The 20,245-nt window shown below is 56.3% G+C and carries 25 protein-coding genes; 18 read left to right on the top strand and 7 right to left on the bottom strand.

Annotated elements, in window-relative coordinates; translation table 11 throughout:
* Window positions 1-102 precede the first annotated feature (102 nt).
* The 4 genes from MMC1_RS20405 (at window position 103) to MMC1_RS14460 (ending at window position 3,331) form a co-directional block, all read left to right on the top strand.
* Window positions 103-981 (top strand): HNH endonuclease, encoded by an 879-nt coding sequence (locus tag MMC1_RS20405; protein WP_011714399.1) that lies wholly within the window; start codon window positions 103-105, stop codon window positions 979-981.
* A 91-nt stretch (window positions 982-1,072) separates the two neighbouring features.
* The gene (locus MMC1_RS14470) at window positions 1,073-1,624 is read left to right on the top strand and encodes a hypothetical protein (RefSeq protein WP_011714398.1); all 552 of its coding nucleotides are present in this window, start codon (window positions 1,073-1,075) and stop codon (window positions 1,622-1,624) included.
* The gene (locus tag MMC1_RS14465) at window positions 1,617-2,963 is read left to right on the top strand and encodes a site-specific DNA-methyltransferase (protein ID WP_011714397.1); all 1,347 of its coding nucleotides are present in this window, start codon (window positions 1,617-1,619) and stop codon (window positions 2,961-2,963) included. Before MMC1_RS14470 ends, MMC1_RS14465 begins: the two co-directional genes overlap by 8 nt.
* A gap of 92 nt (window positions 2,964-3,055) precedes the next feature.
* Window positions 3,056-3,331 (top strand): HU family DNA-binding protein, encoded by a 276-nt coding sequence (locus MMC1_RS14460; protein WP_011713686.1) that lies wholly within the window; start codon window positions 3,056-3,058, stop codon window positions 3,329-3,331.
* Window positions 3,332-3,394: 63 nt separating this feature from the next.
* Here MMC1_RS14460 and MMC1_RS20400 read toward each other — a convergent pair whose 3' ends face one another.
* The 3 genes from MMC1_RS20400 to MMC1_RS14445 are packed head-to-tail and all read right to left on the bottom strand — an operon-like array spanning window position 3,395 to window position 4,753.
* Entirely contained in the window at window positions 3,395-4,093 is a 699-nt protein-coding gene (locus MMC1_RS20400) for a DUF3489 domain-containing protein (RefSeq protein WP_011714396.1), read from the bottom strand.
* A 52-nt stretch (window positions 4,094-4,145) separates the two neighbouring features.
* The gene (locus MMC1_RS14450) at window positions 4,146-4,529 is read right to left on the bottom strand and encodes a hypothetical protein (RefSeq protein WP_011714395.1); all 384 of its coding nucleotides are present in this window, start codon (window positions 4,527-4,529) and stop codon (window positions 4,146-4,148) included.
* 26 nt (window positions 4,530-4,555) lie between these two features.
* Window positions 4,556-4,753 (bottom strand): hypothetical protein, encoded by a 198-nt coding sequence (locus tag MMC1_RS14445; protein ID WP_011714328.1) that lies wholly within the window; start codon window positions 4,751-4,753, stop codon window positions 4,556-4,558.
* Between the two features lie 96 nt (window positions 4,754-4,849).
* On the opposite strand from MMC1_RS14445, the gene MMC1_RS14440 reads away from it, so the two are divergent.
* Complete coding sequence (locus MMC1_RS14440; RefSeq protein WP_011714394.1) at window positions 4,850-6,706, top strand: phage terminase large subunit family protein; 1,857 nt, start codon at window positions 4,850-4,852, stop codon at window positions 6,704-6,706.
* Here the strand turns inward: MMC1_RS14440 and MMC1_RS14435 are convergent, their stop codons facing one another.
* Window positions 6,707-6,934 (bottom strand): hypothetical protein, encoded by a 228-nt coding sequence (locus MMC1_RS14435; RefSeq protein WP_041641154.1) that lies wholly within the window; start codon window positions 6,932-6,934, stop codon window positions 6,707-6,709.
* Window positions 6,935-7,028: 94 nt separating this feature from the next.
* Here MMC1_RS14435 and MMC1_RS14430 point away from each other — a divergent pair, with 94 nt between their 5' ends.
* The gene (locus tag MMC1_RS14430) at window positions 7,029-7,241 is read left to right on the top strand and encodes a phage head-tail joining protein (protein WP_011714393.1); all 213 of its coding nucleotides are present in this window, start codon (window positions 7,029-7,031) and stop codon (window positions 7,239-7,241) included.
* A complete protein-coding gene (locus MMC1_RS14425; RefSeq protein WP_011714392.1) occupies window positions 7,241-8,725 on the top strand; it encodes a phage portal protein in 1,485 nt (494 codons plus the stop codon). Before MMC1_RS14430 ends, MMC1_RS14425 begins: the two co-directional genes overlap by 1 nt.
* A 66-nt stretch (window positions 8,726-8,791) precedes the next feature.
* Here the strand turns inward: MMC1_RS14425 and MMC1_RS14420 are convergent, their stop codons facing one another.
* Window positions 8,792-9,187: a response regulator gene (locus MMC1_RS14420; protein ID WP_041642833.1), complete on the bottom strand. Its 396-nt coding sequence runs from the start codon at window positions 9,185-9,187 to the stop codon at window positions 8,792-8,794.
* Window positions 9,188-9,320: 133 nt separating this feature from the next.
* On the opposite strand from MMC1_RS14420, the gene MMC1_RS14415 reads away from it, so the two are divergent.
* The 8 genes from MMC1_RS14415 to MMC1_RS14375 are packed head-to-tail and all read left to right on the top strand — an operon-like array spanning window position 9,321 to window position 14,610.
* On the top strand, window positions 9,321-10,622 hold the full coding sequence (locus tag MMC1_RS14415; RefSeq protein ID WP_011714390.1) for a S49 family peptidase: 1,302 nt from the start codon (window positions 9,321-9,323) through the stop codon (window positions 10,620-10,622).
* Between the two features lie 17 nt (window positions 10,623-10,639).
* Window positions 10,640-11,305 (top strand): head decoration protein, encoded by a 666-nt coding sequence (locus MMC1_RS20395; RefSeq protein ID WP_011714389.1) that lies wholly within the window; start codon window positions 10,640-10,642, stop codon window positions 11,303-11,305.
* Window positions 11,306-11,307: 2 nt separating this feature from the next.
* Window positions 11,308-12,321, top strand: coding sequence for a major capsid protein (locus MMC1_RS14400; protein ID WP_011714388.1), 1,014 nt, complete (start codon window positions 11,308-11,310; stop codon window positions 12,319-12,321).
* A gap of 2 nt (window positions 12,322-12,323) precedes the next feature.
* Complete coding sequence (locus MMC1_RS14395; RefSeq protein ID WP_011714387.1) at window positions 12,324-12,641, top strand: head-tail joining protein; 318 nt, start codon at window positions 12,324-12,326, stop codon at window positions 12,639-12,641.
* Entirely contained in the window at window positions 12,641-12,901 is a 261-nt protein-coding gene (locus tag MMC1_RS14390; RefSeq protein ID WP_041641263.1) for a hypothetical protein, read from the top strand. Before MMC1_RS14395 ends, MMC1_RS14390 begins: the two co-directional genes overlap by 1 nt.
* Window positions 12,902-12,912: 11 nt before the next feature.
* Window positions 12,913-13,830 carry a hypothetical protein gene (locus MMC1_RS14385; RefSeq protein WP_011714385.1) on the top strand — a complete coding sequence of 306 codons (918 nt, stop codon included), beginning with the start codon at window positions 12,913-12,915 and terminating at the stop codon, window positions 13,828-13,830.
* A 2-nt stretch (window positions 13,831-13,832) separates the two neighbouring features.
* Entirely contained in the window at window positions 13,833-14,204 is a 372-nt protein-coding gene (locus MMC1_RS14380; protein ID WP_011714384.1) for a hypothetical protein, read from the top strand.
* A gap of 1 nt (window position 14,205) precedes the next feature.
* Window positions 14,206-14,610: a phage tail terminator protein gene (locus MMC1_RS14375; protein ID WP_011714383.1), complete on the top strand. Its 405-nt coding sequence runs from the start codon at window positions 14,206-14,208 to the stop codon at window positions 14,608-14,610.
* Here MMC1_RS14375 and MMC1_RS14370 read toward each other — a convergent pair.
* Window positions 14,583-14,780: a hypothetical protein gene (locus MMC1_RS14370; protein ID WP_041640935.1), complete on the bottom strand. Its 198-nt coding sequence runs from the start codon at window positions 14,778-14,780 to the stop codon at window positions 14,583-14,585. The genes MMC1_RS14375 and MMC1_RS14370 overlap by 28 nt on opposite strands.
* Before the next feature lie 65 nt (window positions 14,781-14,845).
* Between MMC1_RS14370 and MMC1_RS20390 the strand changes: the two genes are divergently transcribed.
* Both MMC1_RS20390 and MMC1_RS14360 read left to right on the top strand, forming a co-directional pair.
* The gene (locus MMC1_RS20390; RefSeq protein ID WP_011714382.1) at window positions 14,846-15,586 is read left to right on the top strand and encodes a phage tail tube protein; all 741 of its coding nucleotides are present in this window, start codon (window positions 14,846-14,848) and stop codon (window positions 15,584-15,586) included.
* 5 nt (window positions 15,587-15,591) lie between these two features.
* Complete coding sequence (locus MMC1_RS14360) at window positions 15,592-15,960, top strand: hypothetical protein (RefSeq protein WP_011714381.1); 369 nt, start codon at window positions 15,592-15,594, stop codon at window positions 15,958-15,960.
* 95 nt (window positions 15,961-16,055) lie between these two features.
* Here MMC1_RS14360 and MMC1_RS14355 read toward each other — a convergent pair whose 3' ends face one another.
* Complete coding sequence (locus MMC1_RS14355; RefSeq protein ID WP_011712937.1) at window positions 16,056-16,610, bottom strand: 3'-5' exoribonuclease; 555 nt, start codon at window positions 16,608-16,610, stop codon at window positions 16,056-16,058.
* A gap of 80 nt (window positions 16,611-16,690) precedes the next feature.
* Between MMC1_RS14355 and MMC1_RS14350 the strand changes: the two genes are divergently transcribed.
* Complete coding sequence (locus MMC1_RS14350; RefSeq protein WP_011714380.1) at window positions 16,691-20,242, top strand: phage tail tape measure protein; 3,552 nt, start codon at window positions 16,691-16,693, stop codon at window positions 20,240-20,242.
* Window positions 20,243-20,245 lie beyond the last annotated feature (3 nt).

The following is a 20,245-nucleotide window of genomic DNA, read 5'->3' as shown; positions in this document are numbered from 1 at the left end:
AGGGTACAAGAAACAGTCTCCAATATCCAGATTCATTCAAGTTCAACCTGATCCAGGCCTCGTAGAGAAATTTACGGGGCATTTTTGTATTGGGGGAAGCTCATGAACGAAGAGAAACCAGCACGCAAGGTCTGTAAAAAGTGTGGCAAAGATAAGCCCATTGCTGACTTCCCGTCGCGTTTCTACAAAGACAAGCAGAAACTTTATATCAGTGGGCATTGTGCTGAGTGTGAACTCGAAAGGTGCAGGCTTAAGAGTAGAAAGCGCACAAAGGTGCAACGGCAGGCAGAACGGCGCCGGATCAATGAGAACAAAGGCCGACAATATCATACTATTGACGAGGTCCAGGCAGAAGCATTAGAGCGGCAAGAAGCCAGACATGCCAAACGGGATGCGACTGAGGCTTGGAACCGCTGGGTATATCAGACAGCTCCAGATTGGTGGCTGAACGCCTTCTATGCGTCGAAGGGTACTCCCTGGTCGGATCATCGTTTATCTGTCGCAGATCGATATCGGATTCGCTATCAAAGAGATCCTGAGTTCAGAACCAATGAACGTGTACGTAGTCAGGCTTACAAGCATGACAACCCAGAGAGAGTATCGCAGTGGAGCGGTGGTCAAAGCCGTGTGATGGATCAACATGACGGTACCATGGAGAAAGGGTCTGCCATGGCATTGCTGAAAGAGTTTGATGAGTGTCCATACTGCGGTGAGGATTTAATAGCTTCAAATAGCACGCTTGACCATATGGATCCCATTGCAAGTGGTGGTATCCATGGTGTGAGTAACTTGGTTGTGGCATGTGACCAGTGCAATAGATCAAAAGGATCCACACCCTTTATGGATTGGGTCGAGACGCTTTCACAACCCTATCGAGATAATGCCTTGATGACCTATTGGCAGAAGCAATTGTTGGCCCCTGGAAAAATCGCACGGGACCTGGAACGCTGTAAAATCGATGGGTTCCGTGTGAGCGCTTGAGTTGCCTAGCGACAGTAATAAAAACGGGTTCGCGGTTCGCACTTAGGTTCGCACCCATCCACCACAGCACTGAGGAATAGATGAGAGCGCAATGGGCGTTTCCATTCGGCAGTACGCCAAATTGCGCGGCGTCTCTGATGCCGCTGTACGTAAGGCGATCAAGGCCGGGCGCATCAGCAAGGAGCCGGATGGCACGGTAGATCCGGCCAAAGCAGACGCGGCCTGGGAACGGAACACCAACCCCGCTCAACAGCGCGAACCTCCTGCGAGCCAAGTTGCGAACCCCAATGCGAACCCGGGGTACGCACCCCCTGCGAACCCGCCCCAGAGGTTCGCATCCCAAACACCACCGTCACCACCTCTGAAACAGGGGGCTCCGGACTACCAGACCAGCCGGGCCATTCGGGAGGCCTACAGCGCCCGCTTGGTCAAACTGGATTTTGAGGAGCGCTCGGAACAGCTGGTCAGCAGTGACGAGGTGAAGGTATCCGCATTCAATCTGGCCCGCCGGGTTCGGGATCGGCTCTTTACCATCCCCCACCGGCTCTCCTCCGTGCTGGCATCCGAAAATGATGCCGGGGTGATTGAGGAGAGGTTGGATCAGGAACTGAGAAAAGCCCTTGAGGAATTGAAGCATGAATGAGATCCCTGCCATGGCCGAACGGATTGAACTGTGGCCAACGGATCGGCTGTTGCCCTATGCGGGCAACGCCCGTACCCACAGTGATGAGCAGGTCGCCAAGGTGGCGGCCAGCATGGTGGAGTTTGGCTTTACCAACCCCATCCTGGTGGACGGTAAGGATGGCATCATTGCCGGTCACTGCCGTCTCTCTGCCGCCCAGCGCATTGGCCTAGCACAGGTGCCAGTTGTGGTGTTGGATCATCTCTCTGATGCTCAGCGCCGTGCCTATATCCTGGCGGACAATAGGCTGGCGCTGGATGGTGGCTGGGATGAGTCGATCCTGGCGGCAGAGCTTGCTCGGCTTCAGGAGGATGAATTCAATCTCTCCCTGGTGGGATTCACCGATGAAGAGATGCGGGACCTGCTGGACGGCTTTGCAGATGATATGGATGGTGATGGCAGTGGGACTGCTGCGGGGGCCGATGAGGTAGTTCCTGAGCCTCCAGCCAACCCGGTTTCCAAAACCGGGGATCTGTGGATCCTTGGGGAGCATCGCCTCCTATGCGGTAGCAGCCTCAATCCCGATGATGTGATTCGGTTGATGAACGGTGAGCGGGCCATCCTCTTCGCCACGGATCCTCCCTATCTGGTGGATTACGATGGTACCAATCATCCCGGTTCCAAAGAGAGCCGTAAGCGGGAATCCCTCAATAAGGACTGGTCGGATAGCTACGGCGTGACTTGGGATGACTCCTCCCAAGGGCCTGAGCTCTATGAGGGGTTTATCCGCGCCGCCATCGACCACGCCATTGAGCCCAACGCGGCTTGGTACTGCTGGCATGCATCTAAACGGCAGGCAATGCTGGAAGCGGTATGGGAAAAGATGGGTGCCTTTCAGCACCAGCAGATCATCTGGAACAAGGAGAAAGGTGTCCTCACCCGCTCCAAGTACCTGTGGAAGCACGAGCCCTGCTTGATGGGCTGGATCAAGGGCAACATGCCGCCCAAGATCAACGGCGCCGAGTTCCTTTCCACCGTCTGGGACATTCGTGGGCTCTCCGGTGAGGAGCGACCTGACCATCCCACGCCCAAACCACTGGACTGTTTCGCCATTCCCATGCGTCAGCATGTGGAACGAGGCGGCCTCTGCTACGAGCCCTTCAGCGGATCTGGTTCCCAGATCATGGCCGGGGAGATGACTGGGCGGAGGGTGCATGCCATGGAGATCTCACCGGTCTATGTGGATGTGGCGGTAAAGCGGTTCATTCAAGCCACGGGGAAGATCGTCTACCTGGATGGTTCCGGCGGGGAAAGTTTTGATGAGATCGCCGCCCAGCGCGGTATCGATCTGGACCCCTGATTCAACAGCTCTTTTCAGATAATGATGGAAAACGTAAAGTGGATCGATTGAGTTTATCCATCCGAACCACTCTTTCCCCCAGGGAGAGCCCCATGAATCTGACTGAACTGAAGAAGGCTGTTGCTGAATCCTCCGGCCTGAGCCAGGCCAATGCCGACAAGGCGATCAAAGCCACCTTTGCCGCTATGACCGATGCACTGAAGGGCGGTGATGGTGTGAGCATTTCCGGCTTTGGCGCGTTCCAAATCGATGAGCGGGCTGCTCGCACAGGTCGGAACCCTAAAACCGGGCAAGAGATTAAGATCGCGGCCTCGAAGAATGTGAAGTTCAAAGCCGGCAAGGTGCTCAAAGATGCCGTAAACGGCTGACCGGCGTAGTAGCAGAACCGCCCGGTCGATGCCGGGTGGGTTCTGGTGGTATTCGGTTGGAGTTCAGCCAATATGGTAGGTGGTCCCCCCATCGACCTTGTCGCGGCTGACATCAAGGCCCAACTTCTTCTTCAGGGTGCCGGAGATCGCGCCCCTGATCGTACTTTTATTCCATCCCGTCTCGGCGGCGATTTGCTCCAATGTGGCTCCGCCAGGCCGCTGCATCATCTCAATCATTCTGGCCTGTTTCGAGTTCGCCCTGGTCCCTCTAGATTGGGGCGTTTTGCGTTGTGCTGCTTCAACCCCAGCCTGGAAGGCGGCTTCCAAAGCGCTCTGGACGCCCCAGACGCTGACGTTGTGGAAGTCGAGGCTGTCGGATTTGCGGGTTTCCAGCGTGTCGATGAAAAGGTAATCCAGGGCGATCCTGCTGAAAATCCCAGCCTCAGGATCATTCGGGGTCTCTGTTTCCTCGGGCTTCTCTCCTGCTGTTTCCTCAGTCATGGCGTCGATGATCTGGTTCTCGACGGGAGGTAGAGCAGGAGGCTCCTGGCCAATAGCCTGGTATGCAGCGCTGGTAAGGACCCAGTTGGGGTAGGGTGGGTTGATGCTTACGTTCTCGATCAAGCCTTTGGCTTCCAAGGCGTTGATCACCTTTACCGATGCGCCCCCTTTGATCCGTTCTGGTAAAGGATTGATCGACCCGTCTGGGCGCTGGGCAGCGGCTTTAAGAATGGTCTGTTGAGTATGAGTGAGGTTAATCATCTCTCTTCTCCTGTTTGTTTTGGCCTGGTTTGTCGCTGAAGACCACTTCTCTTCATCGAGTGGGGTGCTGGATCGCATGCACGGCGTCGTCAATCCAGCTTTTATAGCTTCTGTTTGCCATTCTCTTGGCCAGATGGTCGGTAATGGCTTCAGGGGTAGCTGGCCCGCCCTCAATGAAGCTTAGGTCATCGGCAAGGTGGCGTCCGAAAACGCTGTCCAGAAGGTCTCTGGTATCCTGTGCGTCGAGATTGTAGCTGTTTGCAAAGAAGTGGCTGGCGGCCAGCCAAGTCATCTCTTGGTCATAGCCGTTATGTCTGGATGTCCCCCAGAATCCCCAACTTGGATTGTTGGTAGGTAGAGGCATGATCTGGAGATTGTCCCGGTTGGCTGCCGTTTCAAGGATGGTCCGTTGGGTCGGGCTCAGTTGGATGGTCATGTTCGTTCTCCGTTGTGAGGTTGGTCTCAAAGCCAGTTGTCGCCAATGTGGGGAAGTAGGTCCCCCTCGTTTGCTGTGAAGTATTCGATCTCCTCGAAAGCCTCTGGTTGGTCGATGATCACTCCGCCGGTGACGCTGACGGCTACTCCGTACTTGCGGGTGAGTTCTGCCAACTCTTTGGCAAAGGCTTCAAGGCGTTGCTCATGATTCAGTTTCTCGTTCATTTTCAAGCTCCTAGATGTTCGCTTTTGTAGGATCTATATAGCCATAGATCCAAAGCCTCTATCCAGCATAAAACGATGCAATTTCAATAAACTAAGATGGCTATCTCAGCGGCAAGGATCTACGAGGATGCATTCCTTCAGGGGTTGATGCCCGATCCGCATCTGACGGTCTCTGAATGGGCTGATGAACACCGCATGCTCTCTTCGGTGGCCTCGGGTGAACCGGGGCCATGGCGTACCGATCGCACCCCCTATCTGCAAGAGGTGATGGACTCTCTTTCACCCAGCTCACCCATTGAGCGGGTGGTGGCGATGTTTGGCAGTCAGCTGGGCAAAACCGAGTGTGGCCTGAACTGGGTGGGTTATGTGATCCACCATGCACCAGGGCCCATGCTGATGGTTCAGCCCACGGTAGAGATGGCTAAGCGCTACTCCAAACAGCGGGTGGGACCGCTGATCGAATCAAGTTCTGAGATCCGTGAGCGGGTAAAACCGGCTCGGTCACGGGATTCCGGCAACACGGTGCTCTCCAAGGAGTTCCCCGGTGGAATCCTGTTGATGACCGGAGCCAACAGCGCGGTGGGGCTCTCTTCCGCGCCCATCCGTTACCTGTTTATGGATGAGGTGGATCGCTTTCCGGGTGATGCCGATGGCGAAGGGGATCCGGTGGCGCTGGCCATTCAGCGCACGGCGAACTTCTCCAACCGCAAGGTGCTGCTCACCAGCACACCCACCATCAAAGGATTCAGCCGCATTGAAGCGGCCTATGCCGAGAGCGATCAGCGTCAGTTCTGGGTACCCTGCCCAGAGTGTGGTGAGTTTCAAGTGCTGACATGGGCCCAGGTGAAATGGCCTCATGGGGAACGCAAGCTGGCGTATTACCTCTGTCCACACTGTGAATCACAGCTGGCTGACCATCAAAAGGGCTGGATGCTGGAAAACGGCGTCTGGCGAGCGGCGGCTGCTGGGGATGGGAAAACCGCAGGCTTTCACCTCTCCTCCCTCTATAGCCCCCATGGCTGGACCTCCTGGGGGGATATTGCGGTGGAGCATGGTCTGGTGCACAAGGATCCATCTCGATTAAAGACCTGGGTCAACACTAAAATGGGGCAGTGTTGGGAGGAGCAAGGTGACCGTATCGATGACGAAGGGCTCATGGAGCGTCGAGAGGCGTGGGGTGCACTGCTCCCTGCTGATGTGGCTGTGCTCACAGCTGGTGTGGATGTGCAGGATGATCGTCTTGAAATTGAAATCGTAGGTTGGGGACGGGATGAAGAGTCCTGGTCCATCGACTACCGGGTGCTGTGGGGGGATCCCTCTTCCCCAGCGGTGTGGGAAGATCTGGATAATCTGCTCCGATATCCACGCCCACATAGTCGGCAACTACCGGATATGACGATCCGGGCCGCTGCCATTGATACCGGTGGTCACCATACCCTGAAGTCCTATGCCTTCTGCCGATCCAGGCAGGGCCGAAGGATCTGGGCCATCAAGGGGCGTGGTGGTCAGGGAGTACCCATCTGGCCCCGCAAGCCCTCCACCAAGAATAAGGGCAAAGTACCCCTTTTCATCGTGGGTGTAGATGCCTGCAAAGAGGCGATCCTCTCCCGTCTACGCATTGAAGAGCCAGGTCCCGGCTATCTGCACTTTCCCATGCAACGGGATGGGGACTACTTCAAACAGCTCACTGCCGAATCGGTGGTGACCCGTTATCACAAGGGCCGCCCCATTCGGGAGTGGAAGAAGCGGGATTCCGATCGCAACGAGGCCCTGGATTGCCGAGTGTACGCCATGGCGGCACTACAGGGGCTGATTGCCATGGGGTTTCGGCTCAACATGGCGGTTGAGAAGATCGCTGAACACCCTCTTAAAGATGCGATGCCTGAGCCCGGCAAAGTGCAGCAAAAGAAGATCAAACCTAAACGCCGGGTTATTCAATCCAGTTGGGTCTAATCAATGTTTCCGGTAGGCCGAAAGAGCACGCTCAAGAGGTCCGGGTGATGTGGTTGACTTTTCTTTCTCTTCCGTCGGAGGTTTTGTCGTTGGCTTGGAAAAGGCTGCGCCCAGAGCGGCTAAAGGTAACTTGGCCTCTTGCTGGTTCAGAGGAATAGGCTGAATGCCGCTCTGCTTGCGGAGTTGACTAAGCAGTGTAGTTAGATTGGATTTGGCTGACTTTGTCATGGTGGTGTTCCTCGTAGTCTGTTTTTCATACTTATCGGCAGCTAAAAGCGTTTTCAAAGAAATCTGTTCATAGAATTGTGGAAGGCTAATAAATATGGCTGACGTAGATGAACTACAGATCCGCCGGGACAGGCTCTTGGAGCGGTTGGAGTCCCTTCAAACCCGCGTCAGTCATGGGGATAAGACGGTTCAATATGATCTGACCCAGGCCCGTGAGGCGTTGGATCTTCTGGATCGGGAAATCAATCGCAGCAGTGGTCGTCGTGTCGCCCGACACCTGCGCGTGCGCAGCAATAAGGATCTCTAATGAAGCTGTTTAAGCGCCTGTTTGGTGGTCCTCCCAAACGCCGGGCAGGATATGAAGGGGCCGCATCTGGTCGGCGGCTGGGCAATTGGCAACCGGAAGAGGCCGGGATCAATGCCCTGCTGTTTCGCGATGTCACCCTTATGCGTGCACGCTCACGAGACTTGGTGCGCCGTAATGCCTGGGCATCCAACGCTGTAGACTCTCTGGTTGGGAGCCTTGTGGGTACCGGCATCAAGCCTCAATCCACGGTGAAAGACCCCCAGATCAAAGCCCAGATTCAGTCTCTATGGCTGGCCTGGACAAAAGAGGCCGATGCCCACGGCATGTTGGGCTTCTATGGCCTTCAGGCTTTGATTGCCCGCGCTATGATCGAGGGGGGCGAGGTGCTGGTACGGCTGCGCAATCGGGATGCCCGTGATGGCTTGTTAGTCCCCCTTCAACTCCAGGTGTTGGAGCCCGAACATCTCCCTGCCAGTGACAGCCGGGATCTGCCCAATGGCCACCGAGTCAGGGCTGGGATTGAGTTCGACAAAATAGGTCGCCGTGTCGCTTACCATCTGTTTAGGGAACACCCCGGTGAACAGCCCATGCTGTTCAAAGCGGGGGATATGGTCCGGGTGCCAGGCTCAGAAGTGTGCCACATCTTTAAACCGCTACGCCCTGGTCAGCTTCGGGGTGAACCCTGGATGGCTCAGGCGCTGGTGCGACTCCACGAACTGGATCAGTACGATGATGCGGAGTTGGTACGCAAAAAGACCGCCGCGCTCATCGCCGGCTTCATCACCAAACCTGACCCCGAGTTGGGCGTCGGCGGTGAGGACGGTCAGGATCCCGATGAGAACGGATCTGTCCCGGTCACCTGGGCTCCCGGCACCATGCAGGTACTCTTACCCGGTGAGGATGTGAAGTTCTCAGACCCTGCCGACGTGGGCGGTCAATACGGGGAGTTCATGCGCACCCAACTCCGCGCTGTGGCGGTGGGCTTGGGATTGACCTATGAACAACTCACCGGCGACCTCACTGGGGTGAACTACTCCTCCATCCGTGCTGGCATGGTGGAGTTTCGCCGTCGTATGGAACAGATCCAGCGCATGGTCTTGATCCATCAGCTTTGCCGCCCTGTATGGGAACGGTGGATGGATCAGGCTGTTTTGTCGGGTGCTTTGCAGCTTCCCGAGTACAGCAAACGCCGCCGTGAATATCTGGCGGTGAAGTGGATACCCCAAGGGTGGACCTGGGTGGATCCACAAAAAGAGATGAACTCCATCATCTGGGCGATCCGGGCTGGTCTGCTCAGTCGGGCTGAAGCAGTCTCTACCTACGGCTATGACATCGAAGAGATCGACCGGGAGATCGTAGCCGATAACAAGCGTGCCGATGAACTGGGGCTGGTGTTTGACTCTGACTCACGGCGTACTTCCCGGTCGGGAGTATCACGGGACAGCAAGCAGAGTGATAAGGAGTTGGTAGATCTTACCGAATAAGCTCTGTCAATAAAAGTGACTGGCGGTGCCCCCAGGCCCCACAAACGATCATCGCCCAGTATTAGCTCAGTAGGTTTCCTGTTGAATTTCAGAGTCTAAGACGGATCGTATGGTTTTGAGCAAGTTGTCCGAATCAATAGGCTTTACAATAGAAGCTACAGCACCAAAATCCTTGGCTGTTTGCAGATAGTCGGGACCACCTGAAAATGAGCCTCCTGTTGACATGGCAATGACCTTAAGGTGAGGCCATCGCCACTTGGTCTCTCGAATGAGTTGAAGACCTTCCTTTTCAGGCATGATGATGTCTGTAAGTACAAGATCAAAATGATTGTGCTCCATCATTTTCGTGCCTTCATTCCCATCGGAGGCGGTGAAAACGAAGAAACCATAATCTTCAAGCATGTCTTTGAGGAGCGTTTGGGTGATGAGGTCATCCTCAATGAGAAGAATGTTTTTTTCCATGATCGAATCCTTAAATAGCTGATTTTCTATATGCCTTATCAGCAGAACGTAAAGTATTTGAAAGCAGGTTTGCAACACAAATGTTCAATCCTTAACCCCGCTCTGGCGGGGTTTTCTGTTTGTAGAGGTTATCATGACCAATCTATCCCATATGGCATCCCGAATCCTCGGGACACCGCTCATGGTCGATCGCGCCCGCTTGGAGACTATTCTCTCGGTCATTGGTCCCCGCGTCGGCTTGGAGCCAACGGCCATGCCCAGCGGCTTTGAGCCCAAGGATCACAGCTCTGATTTGATGGTCACGCCTAATGGAATCGCCATCGTGCCCATCCACGGCACCCTGGTGAAACGGGTGGGGGCCGTCGAGGCTGCTTCGGGGCTCATGTCCTACGCATCCATTGAAGAAAAACTGCTGGATGCCGCCACCGACCCAGCCGTGCGAGCAATCCTAATGGATATCGACTCCCCTGGTGGTGAGGTTGGGGGCGTGTTCGATCTGGCCGCCATGATCCAGGAGGCGGGGCAGGGCAAGCCCATCTGGGCGCTGGCGGATGATGCTTTTTCCGCCGCCTATCTCATCGCTTCCCAGGCTCATCGCATTATTGTGCCCCAGACTGCGGGGGTGGGCTCCATCGGCGTCATAGCTGCTCATGTGGATGAGTCGGAGAAGGATGCCAAAGAGGGGCGCAGCTACACCACGGTGTTTGCTGGGGCCCGCAAGAATGACTTCTCCAGCCACGCTCCGCTGTCGGATGCAGCTCGCTTCAACCTGCAACAGGAGGTCGACCGCCTCTACGGCATGTTCACCGGCATGGTGGCATCAGGGCGGGGTATGCCAGAGGCTGCGGTCAGAGCCACTGAAGCGGGACTCTTCTTTGGAAGTAACGCTGTGAGCTCTGGTCTGGCCGATCAGGTCGGCACCATCCGGGATGCCCTGGCTGGCCTGTCAATAACTATTGATGCGTCCAAAAAGACCCATTCTCACCGAGCGGCACTGCCGCGGGAACCTGTGTATATGGAGGAAACCATGCCCATGGAAGAAAATCCGGCGGCTGAAACATCTGTTGTCACGTCACGACAATCCAAACCTGACCTTCACGCCAAATCCGACATAATGTCGGATTTGACTGACCAATCTGCGGTATCCAACGTTGTGGACCTAGACAAGGTCCGTGCCGAGCATGGCAAACAGATGCGCAATGAGGCTCAGGCCATTGTCGATCTCTGTGCCCTGGCGGGCATGCCTCACTTGGCAGGCGGCTATATCGCCGAAGGAACCTCTGCTGAAGTGGTGCGCAAAGAGCTACTAGCCAAACGGGCCGATGCTGAGGAGATCCACTCCGAGGTGATGCCTGGCGATGGCACCCGTATGCAGCCCAGACAGAGTCTTGAAACCAACCCGGTTGTGGCCTCCTGCCGCAAACTCGCCGGTTAATAAGGAGGTAATCAACCATGCCTGCGATTCAACAAGCCAACAATCTTGGGGATGTGCTCAAGTTTGAAGCCCCCAACCTTTATTCCCGAGAGACCGTCACCGTGCTGGGTGGGGTGGGGACCGAACGGGTGCTGCCTGTAGGTACCGTGATTGGTCGCCGTACCAAATCCGAGGTAGCCGCTGCGGCCGATGCGGGTAACTCCGGGGATGGCACCATCGGGACCGTTACCCTGGGATCCCAGGCCGTGCCCGGTGTCTACAGTCTCACCTGCATCATCGCCAGCGCTGACAGCGGCACCTTTCAGGTAGTGGATCCCAATGGTCACCGCCTGCCCGATGTGACGGTCGGAGTGGCCTACGATACCTCCCACCTGAAATTCACCATTACAGATGGTGCTACCGACTTTGTGGTGGGGGATTACTTCACCGTGCTGGTCACCGGGGATGGCAACGTAGTGGCCATGGACCCCGCAGCGGTGGATGGAAGCGCTGATCCCATCGGCATCATCGCCCAGCGGGTAGTGGCCCCAGTGGGTCAGGATGTGCCCGAAGTGGCGATCCTTCGTCACGCCATCCTGGCTGACCATGCTGTGGTCTGGCCTGAATCCATCAATGAAACACAGAAACTGGAAGCCACGGCGGCCCTTGAGGCCCGGGGCATCCTTATCCGTTTGGGAGTATGATCATGGCTCTTGCCGCAAATCCATTCAATAATGATGCGTTCGGTACCGTCGCCCTGACGGCAGCCATCAACATCCTACCCAATCGCTATGGCAAACTGGATGGCATGGGCATCATGCCCGCCCGTCCTGTGCGCCAGCGTCAGATTGCCATTGAAGAGCGCAATGGAGTGCTCTCCCTGCTGCCTACCGCAGCGGTAGGATCCCCTGGAAGTACCGGTAAGCGCGGAAAACGGCGTATCCGCTCCTTTGTTATTCCCCATATCCCCCATGATGATGTGGTGCTCCCTGAAGAGATTGCCGGGGTGCGTGCCTTCGGCAGTGAAGGGGAGCTTGAGGCGGTCTCCGACGTACTGGCCATGCACCTGCAATCCATGCGGGATAAACATGCCATCACCCTGGAGCACCTGCGTATGGGGGCTTTGAAGGGAGAGATACTCGATGCCGATGGCTCGGTAATCTACAACCTCTTTGATGAGTTCCAGATCATCCCCAAGACCATCAACTTTGAGTTGGATGACGCCACCACCGATGTGAAGGCCAAGTGCCTGGAGCTGAAACGCTATCTGGAGGATAACCTCCGGGGTGAGTTTATGACCGGGATCCATGTACTGGTCTCTCCAGAGTTTATGGATGCCCTGACCGGGCATGCCCGCGTCGAAAGCGCCTATCAGCTTTGGCAGCAAGGTCTGATGTTGCGTAGTGATATGCGTCATGGGTTTGAGTTTGGCGGAATCCTGTTTGAAGAGTATCGGGGCCAAGCTACCGATCCCGGTGGGACTGTGCGACGCTTTATCGCTGAGAGTGAAGGGCATGCGTTTCCTACAGGGACCAGCCAGACATTCTGTACCTATTTTGCCCCGGCTGACTTCAATGAGTCGGTTAACACCCTGGGGCAGCCGCTCTATGCCAAGCAGGAGCCCCGTAAGTTTGAACGGGGCACCGACCTGCACACCCAGTCCAACCCGCTGCCCATGTGCCACCGCCCTGGCGTGCTGGTCAAACTGACCGCCAGCTGATCATGGCCATCTGGGATGACGGGCTGAATGATCTAAACGCAGCCTGTATCGAGGTCTTTGGTCAAGCCATCATCCACACCCCCGCTGGCGGGGAGCCTTCCGAGCTCTCCGCCATTTTTGATTCCAGCCGTGAGATCACCACCATCGATGCCGTTGGGGTGCCGGTGCAGAGCTATCGACCGGTCATTGAGGGGCGAGAGGCCGACTTCCTTTCTCGTCCTGCGGTGGGTGATGGGGTAGCGGTCGGTGGGATCAACTACCGCGTCATGGATGTGCAACCCCGTGGGGATGGTTGGTTGGCGCTAATTCTTCGGAGGTAATGGTGTCTCTGTTCAAGAAGGTGTTTCCCGAACTGGTGCATGAGGCGGAGAGCCTGCTCATCCGCCGTATCGCCTATGACCTGGATGGCAACCCTGAATACATCGGGCAGGCCAATCCAGGGGCCCTGGATACCGATGAAGCATGGTTTGTCCGGCGCATCGCCTATGAGGGGGGCAATCCGGTCTCCATCCTGTTTGCCGAAGGCTCCACCAAGTTTAATAAGCGCTGGGATCTGCGTGGATCCTATGACTATCGATAGGAGCAACCATCGTGTACGCACGTTATGATTACAACGCTGGAGCCAGCATCAGCAACATGCTGTCGGATATTGTCTCGCTGCTGACCGGCACCACCGATAAGGCGACCTTGTCGGCATCCTGCAATCAGGCCTCTACCCAGATTATCTCTCAGGTGGCAGCCGGATGGACCCTGCATGATGCCAGCGCCGGAACCAACATGCAGTGTCTGAAGGCCCCGCTGGCGGATGATGCCAGCGCCTTCAAATATCTGTGTGTGGATCTGAACACCACCGGCTATCTGTTTCCCAAGGTGTATGAAGCATGGGATGCAACGGGTCACGCTGGGACCAATATGGCGAGCACCAGTGACAGCACCAGCTACAACCAACGCATCGATACGAGCAATGGGGGGTCGCTTTATATCTGGGCCTCAGCACGGTTTGTCATGTTTGCCAGCCAGACGGCAGCAGGGTGGGCCAGTACCATCAAACCTGGTCCATCCGGTATTGTGGAACGAACCCGATACTTGCCCTGGGATACCCCGGCCGCCGGGTGGCCGCCGTTTCTGTGGTGCAACCTCGGATATGCCATGTATGGCACTTTGGGTTATTCACCCCGACAGATGCAGAAAGACGAGACCCCTGTCACAGGCACATCAGCGTCACTAACCGCTGGAACGGTCTGTTTCTCAACATTGGCCATGCCTTCGGGCAGTGACCAGAAGGTACCGGATGGTGCCGGTGGTTCCACCATCCCAGCCTGGCCTTTGATGGGCCACAACGTTAACCATATGCCCCTGATGTACGGAGAGATCTCCTCGCTGTGCGATATCTGGGTGATCCCCGACAATATGGCGGCAACCCACGATGTGCTCTCCATGGATGGCAAGCAGTACTCGGTGGTGCAGACCAACGGACCCACCGAATCCATGATCATTCGTAAGGGCTGATCATGGCTGATCTGAATGATCCCGGTTTTGCCCTGGAGGGTGCCTATTGGCCTCTCCCATCTGTGGGTGGTGTTCTTGAGCGATACGGCAGCCATGCGGCACTTCTGGACCAGGCCGTCTCCTATATGGGAGGCTATCTGGAGCCAAGGGCAACCTCCAGCATCGCCTATCCATCAGGTATCCCCCTGGTTGGTCTTCTCAACGTACCCATTCCTCCGGCCAGTCACTGTCAGGTATTGACCCAGATTACCCCTGCCTTTCCCCATCGGTTTGGCCCCAGTGACTGCGCCGATGGCGTTGGTGCGGCAATCCCCAGCATAGGTCCATGTAAGCCACCGCTGATCTCTGTGTTACCGCCGTTGATAAGGATCTGAGGTGCAAAATTATTTGCAGGTTGAAGGGCTGATCGTTCAGCGGTTGAAGGATCAGCTTGAGGAGATCCGCGTGCTCTCATCCTGGGGCACGCCGGTGATTCATGAAGAGGCAGAATTACCCCCTACGGTGATCATCTTTCTGGAAGAGGACAAGCCGGGGCCAGTCCAGGGTAATCAGCAGAAGGTTGAGCAGACCTGGCTCTGTCTGGTGGTGGTGCGGGATGCCGAGAGTGATGCCGGGGCACTGATCAGCCGGGTGATCAACACAGTGGTGGGGTGGACGCCCGATAGAGCAACGTTCAAACCGTTTCAGCGGACACAGTCGGTTTATTCACCAGACTATTCGCCCAACGGGATCTTCTACTTCCCGTTGGCCTTTCAAACCTCTTTCATCTTCAAAAACTGATGCTGCAGTAGCTCAAAAAAGGCATCGCCCCAATCCTTGCGGAAATCGGGGCGATGTTTGGGCTTCTGCTGCTTTTTCTTGTTGGGGATCATCTGCTGCGGGATCTGGGTGACCACCCGCGCGATGGCATTTCGCCGCTTGGGCGGTTCAGGCTTTGGCGTCTTGGCCATGGTCTTTCTCCTATGAATATGTGGAATGGCTCCTATGGCCACCACAATACACAAAGGTTGGAAAAATGAGCAAAAAAACGCACACACTCATCGGCGGCGGCGAATGCTTCATCGGCCCCTTTGGTGGCGGCGCAGGCATGCGCTTTTTGGGCGAAGCTTCCAAAGTCGAACTCAGTTTCAGTGAGGAGAAGAAAACTCTCAAAAACTACTCCACTCCCGGTGGGGGTACCGCCGACACCGTCTCCCTCATCACCGATGTGCAGTTGGTGATTACGGCCCATGGCTTTGATACCGAATCCCTGGCCATGGCCACCTTTGGTGAGTCTGGGTCTGTTACGGGCGGTACCGTTACGGATGAATCCCATGTGGCCTATCGGGGTGGGTATCTCCGGGCCAAAGAGGGGGTGGATCTCTCTGCCGTCTCCCTCACCAATGGCGGTACACCCCTGGTCGAGGGTACTGACTATGAGGTCAAAGGGGGTGGGGTTCGGATTCTAGAGGCCGCTGAAAATGTGGTGGATGGGGATACGGTACTCATGACCTACACCCATGCCTCCTCGGCCACGGTTGAGGCAATCCTCAATGCCGGTAAAGAGTACATCATGGCGTTCGACGGATTCAACCAAGCCTTCGATGGCAAGCCTGTGGTGTTGGATGTCTATCGGGTGAAGAACACTCCATCCTCCCTGGGGCTGGTCACCGACGACTTTGGCAGCATTGAATTTACCTTCGACGTATTGAAAGACGACGGCAAAACTGGCGCAGGCGTCTCCCAGTTCTTCAAACTGATGCAGATTGAAGGGTGAAGACCATGGGACGTCTGATTGCCAAGACAGCAGGGGATCTCACCTACCATGTGCGCAAGTTTACCGTGGGTGAGATCTACGAGTTCTTCAGCAAAGCGGTGGATGGGCAGTCTGCAGAGCCTGACTGGGTGGGCAACGTATTGTTTGAAGAGGTCACCATCCAAGATATTCGCACCTTTACCGATCTGACCAAAGAGCAGATCCACGCTATGGAGCCAGAAGTTCTGGAGACCATCATCACGGCCATCAAGGAGGAGAACCCCCATTTTTTCGCCGCCTGCCAGCGTCTGGAGGAGGCCGGGAAGCGGCTCAATCAGGTGCTGACGACACCAAGCGAAGAGTCGGTCAGTTCAAACGGGCCATCTTTACCCTGATAAAACTGGGACACCCCGGTGTGATGGATTACACCTGGGAGATGTTCCTGGATGCACTCTCCTTTGAATCCTCACTCTCAGATAGTTAGCGTGATTCAACTGTTCATATTCTCTTGAAGCATGTTGCAAAACATAGCGCCTTGTCCAATGGCATCATCAAGGGCGATGTGGGTATGAGGGATGGGATCAAACCATTGCTGTGGGATGGTTTTCTTGTTGATTTGTCGAAAGGGCTGTTTTGTTACTGCCATGGTGTAGGTCTTAATGTCCAGTGCGGCATGCGAAAAGGGGCATTCTCCTGTGAACTGTACCAGGTACCAGTATACAAACATGAAATCATAACTAGCTGGGTATGCAACAAAAACTGGTTTGCCAGGTAACGATTTTAGCCATGCCACATACTCAGGCATGGCCTTTTCAGGTTTCTGTAAATTTGTTCGGCAGGCAGCCCATGCTTTTGGCTGGCTTTTCCACCAATCCATGGTTTTAGGGTGTTCTTGAGCGTCGGGAAGAGTTTCCAAGTTTGCTGAAAAGGTTCCTACTAATGTTTTGTCCGCAAGGTATGCTGCAGACCCAAAGCTAAGCATTGAGTATGAACCAGGAATGGGGCCATCAGCCTCAATATCTGTACTGACATAAACCTCTTGCATATCTGCATTCTCCTCTTAGTCGACAGCTAACCGCTAACTATAGCTGTTAATAGTTCCTAAGGCTATCTAAGGTCAGAAAAATGGCGCGTACCCAGGAGGCTCTTGAATTCATCATCAGAGCTAATGATGATGAACTGCGTTCTGCGGTCTCACGTATGCAGAGCGACTTTCGTCAGGGTGTGCAGTCCATGGCCTCGGCTGCCCAGACCCAGGCGCAGCGTATCAATGGGGCACTGTCGGACATCGATGGTTTTCGCAATCTGAAACGGCAGATCCGGGAGAGTGAAGATCAATGGCAGGCCGCCACCCGTGAGGTGGCCCGGCTTGCGGTGCAGATGCGGGAGACCGAAACACCCACCCGTGCCATGACCCGCGCCTTTGAGCAGGCCAAGCGTAATGCCCGTGCTCTTAAGGATCAACTGGATGCCCAGCGGGAATCCCTGCATGGTCTGCGGGGTGATCTGCGTCAGGCTGGGGTGGATACCAGCCGCCTCAGTGAAAGCCAGGAGCAACTCCAGCGGGATCTGCGCGCCTCTACCCGTGAGGTGCAGGCCCAAAGCCGCGTGAACCGCGCCTTTGCTGCTATTGGCGTGCGCTCCATGCGGGAGGTGGAGTCTGAGGTCCAGCGGCTGGAGAATGCCTATCGGGAGCTCTCCCGTTCAGGGCGGGTGTCTGCGGCAGATCTGAACCGCGCCCACCAACAGATGCAGAGCCGTGTCCGCACCCTGCGCGGTGAGATGCAGGGGTTGAAAGGTGCCATGACCGGAATGGTGGGTACCGTGCGCAATCTGGCAGCAGCGTATGCCGGGTTTGAATCTATCCGAGCGGCCTCCGGCTTTATCAAAGATTCCATCCTCACTTATGCCGCCTTTGACGACACCATGAGGCAGGTGGCGGCGACGTCGGGGGCAACGGCAGAAGAGCTCACCCTATTGACCGAGCTGGCCAAGGATATGGGATCTTCCACTCGCTTTTCTGCCAGTCAAGCGGCCGGTGGTCTCAAGGCCATGTCTCTGGCTGGTTTGACGGCATCTCAGCAACTGCAAGCCCTACCAAAAGTTTTGGAGCTGGCGGCAGCCGGTTCGGTGGATCTGGAAACCGCAGCGGGGATCGCCACCGCCTCCATGGCTCAGTTTGGGCTACAGGCCCGTGATCTGGGCAATGTAAACGACATCTTGGTCACCGCCTTTACCAACTCGGCAACCGATATTCAGGATCTGGGGCTGGCCCTGCAATACGCCGGTCCCGTGGCCCGTGCGGCTGGAAACAGCTTTGAAGAGACCGCCACCGTGCTGGCCCTGCTGGCCAAGAACGGCTTCTCTGGGGAAAAAGCAGGGACCGCGTTGCGAGCCGCTTATGCCCGTCTATTGGCCCCTGTGGATAAAGCCCAAGAGGCGATCAACCGTTTGGGCTTGCAGACCCGTGATGCCACTGGTCTGCTTCTACCCATGACCCAGGTACTGCGTAACCTCCGTGCAAGTGGTGCCGATGCGGCTGACATGATCCAGATCTTTGGGGTGGAAGCGGCTCCTGCGCTTACTGCTGCGGTGGGTATGTCTTCCCAGGCGTTCGTGGAGCTGGTCGCCAAGTTCAGCGAGGTCGGTGGTGTGGCTGCCCGGGTGGCCACCGAGATGGAAGCGGGCATGGGCGGCTCGATCCGTTCCCTGGAGTCTGCCTGGGAGGGGGTGAAGATTGCCGTTGGTGAGGCCATCGACAAGCACAGCAGCCTCAATTTTCAAGAGCTCACCTCCGCTATCAATGAAAACAAGGATGCCATCGTCGAACTGGCCCTGGCCGGAGTGGATCTGGCCGTCATGCTGGGGCGTGTGGCCCTGATGGTTGGCGAGTTCATCCTGGAGTGGAAAGAGGTCATTGGTGTGCTGGGTGGGGCGTATCTGGCCATCAAAACACTGCGTGTGGCCATGGCAGCACTCACAGCACTACAGACCGCTCAGTGGTTTCTAACTACCACCCGTGCCGCGTCTGGCTTGGTAGCCGTGGTAGGCGCTCAGGGATTGGTTGGCGCATTGGCGCTGGTCCGCACCCGTCTGCTTTCTCTTATCTCAATCAATCTGGCCGGGTTCTTTATCCGGGGTGCTGCCGCTGTTGGAAGCCTGCTCGCCGTGCTCACAGGCCCTGTTGGGCTTATAGCTGGGGCGACGGCGGCTGTGGGCGCACTAGGCTACATGGCTTACTCCTGGTTGAAAACCAAGGATGCCCAGGATGAAGCCGTAGCATCGGGACAGGCAGCCGTTGAAACTCAGCAGCAGTTGGCGGCACGCCTTAAGCAGATCGGTCAGCAGCTGGGGGTCAACATCCCCGATATGGAGACCTTCAACCGTTTGCAACGGGAAGGCATCATCATCGCCGATAAAAGCACCGGGGGGTGGCGCTTGGCGGCACAGGCTGCCTCGGAGGCAATCCAGACCCAACGTCGCGCAGCCCAAGAAGCGGCCAACCAGCTATCCAACCTGACCCGCCAGCGGACATCTGCCCAGCGTAAACTGGCTGCTCTGGAGCAGCAACTGGTCGAAGAGCAGAAGCGCCAGGCCCGTGAGGTACTCATCGAGAAGATCCGTACTGCTGAACAGTCCGTTCAGGCCACGGAACGCGCCCTGCAACAGAGCCTGACTGCTGAGAAACGACTGGCCGATCAGATCCAGGGCATCGAAGAGAAAAAGCGCAACGCCCGTATCTCCACCGAGGACAAAGTGCGCTCGCTGCTGGAACGCAACATGTCCGACCGGGAGAAAGAGACCTCCCGCGCCGCCGCAGCTTCCCAAAAGTTGGCTGAGGCCCAACAGCTGCTCTCCAAAACAACCCTCTCCGAGCAGGACATCAAGTGGGCCGAATCCCTGGCCCGAGGGGCTCAGGATGCCTTCTCCAGTTTGAATGATACCTCCACCGCCATCCGGGGTGTGCAGGATGCGGGGGATGTACTGGATCAACTCTATCAGCGCCAGGAGGAGAGTGCCCGAAAGGCGCTTTCTACCCAGAAAGATCAGACCACATCTCTTACCAAGCAGTTGGAAACAGCACGTGGTCAGGTGGATCTGCTCAAACAGGCTATGGAAGCCCTTCCTGACCGGGCCACCAAATCAGTTGAGTTGCAAGCCCAGGTTGAGCAAGCCCAATCAGCACTCTCAGCCATCGAAAAACAGATGGCGGCGTTAAAAGACAAGACCATCACCGTAACCGTGCAAACGGTAGAGGCCAGACAGGCAGGAGGTATGATCGGCCTGCAACGGGGTGGACGACTCCCCGGCTATGGGGGTGGTGACCGCATCCATGCCCTATTGGAAGCCGGTGAAATCGTCATTCGCAAAGAGCGCTCACGCATTTTCAAGGATCTGCTGTTGACCATCAACTCCGCCCCCATGGATACCGTGCGGCGCATCCTGCCCAACCTTCCCAGGTTTCAAACCGGGGGGATGGTGGGATTGCCGAAGATTCCAGCACTTCCGCAACTCTCTTTTGCTGGAGCCGGTGGAAATCAGCAGCCCCCAGTAGAGGGGATCGTTCAGCTTGATCTGACCATGAACGGCAGACCAGCCGCCTCCATCACCAGCCCCCGGCAACAGGTGCGGCAACTGGTAGATGCCCTCAAGGAACTGCAGCGCGGTACCTTCTGATAT

This window comes from Magnetococcus marinus MC-1, assembly GCF_000014865.1.
Classification (GTDB): domain Bacteria; phylum Pseudomonadota; class Magnetococcia; order Magnetococcales; family Magnetococcaceae; genus Magnetococcus; species Magnetococcus marinus.
Note: the sequence above shows the minus strand (reverse complement) of the source record. Positions and strands in the feature narration are given on the sequence as shown.

Coding starts and splice junctions, on each gene's coding strand:
- MMC1_RS20395 (WP_011714389.1), top strand. CDS start 10,640: ATGCCTGCGATTCAACAAGCCAACAATCTTGGGGATGTGCTCAAGTTT.
- MMC1_RS14420 (WP_041642833.1), bottom strand. CDS start 9,187: ATGGAAAAAAACATTCTTCTCATTGAGGATGACCTCATCACCCAAACG.
- MMC1_RS14355 (WP_011712937.1), bottom strand. CDS start 16,610: ATGCAAGAGGTTTATGTCAGTACAGATATTGAGGCTGATGGCCCCATT.
- MMC1_RS20405 (WP_011714399.1), top strand. CDS start 103: ATGAACGAAGAGAAACCAGCACGCAAGGTCTGTAAAAAGTGTGGCAAA.
- MMC1_RS14380 (WP_011714384.1), top strand. CDS start 13,833: ATGGCTGATCTGAATGATCCCGGTTTTGCCCTGGAGGGTGCCTATTGG.
- MMC1_RS14470 (WP_011714398.1), top strand. CDS start 1,073: ATGGGCGTTTCCATTCGGCAGTACGCCAAATTGCGCGGCGTCTCTGAT.
- MMC1_RS14370 (WP_041640935.1), bottom strand. CDS start 14,780: ATGGCCAAGACGCCAAAGCCTGAACCGCCCAAGCGGCGAAATGCCATC.
- MMC1_RS14440 (WP_011714394.1), top strand. CDS start 4,850: ATGGCTATCTCAGCGGCAAGGATCTACGAGGATGCATTCCTTCAGGGG.
- MMC1_RS20390 (WP_011714382.1), top strand. CDS start 14,846: ATGAGCAAAAAAACGCACACACTCATCGGCGGCGGCGAATGCTTCATC.
- MMC1_RS14430 (WP_011714393.1), top strand. CDS start 7,029: ATGGCTGACGTAGATGAACTACAGATCCGCCGGGACAGGCTCTTGGAG.
- MMC1_RS14395 (WP_011714387.1), top strand. CDS start 12,324: ATGGCCATCTGGGATGACGGGCTGAATGATCTAAACGCAGCCTGTATC.
- MMC1_RS20400 (WP_011714396.1), bottom strand. CDS start 4,093: ATGATTAACCTCACTCATACTCAACAGACCATTCTTAAAGCCGCTGCC.
- MMC1_RS14450 (WP_011714395.1), bottom strand. CDS start 4,529: ATGACCATCCAACTGAGCCCGACCCAACGGACCATCCTTGAAACGGCA.
- MMC1_RS14415 (WP_011714390.1), top strand. CDS start 9,321: ATGACCAATCTATCCCATATGGCATCCCGAATCCTCGGGACACCGCTC.
- MMC1_RS14360 (WP_011714381.1), top strand. CDS start 15,592: ATGGGACGTCTGATTGCCAAGACAGCAGGGGATCTCACCTACCATGTG.
- MMC1_RS14390 (WP_041641263.1), top strand. CDS start 12,641: ATGGTGTCTCTGTTCAAGAAGGTGTTTCCCGAACTGGTGCATGAGGCG.
- MMC1_RS14400 (WP_011714388.1), top strand. CDS start 11,308: ATGGCTCTTGCCGCAAATCCATTCAATAATGATGCGTTCGGTACCGTC.
- MMC1_RS14445 (WP_011714328.1), bottom strand. CDS start 4,753: ATGAACGAGAAACTGAATCATGAGCAACGCCTTGAAGCCTTTGCCAAA.
- MMC1_RS14460 (WP_011713686.1), top strand. CDS start 3,056: ATGAATCTGACTGAACTGAAGAAGGCTGTTGCTGAATCCTCCGGCCTG.
- MMC1_RS14465 (WP_011714397.1), top strand. CDS start 1,617: ATGAATGAGATCCCTGCCATGGCCGAACGGATTGAACTGTGGCCAACG.
- MMC1_RS14350 (WP_011714380.1), top strand. CDS start 16,691: ATGGCGCGTACCCAGGAGGCTCTTGAATTCATCATCAGAGCTAATGAT.
- MMC1_RS14435 (WP_041641154.1), bottom strand. CDS start 6,934: ATGACAAAGTCAGCCAAATCCAATCTAACTACACTGCTTAGTCAACTC.
- MMC1_RS14425 (WP_011714392.1), top strand. CDS start 7,241: ATGAAGCTGTTTAAGCGCCTGTTTGGTGGTCCTCCCAAACGCCGGGCA.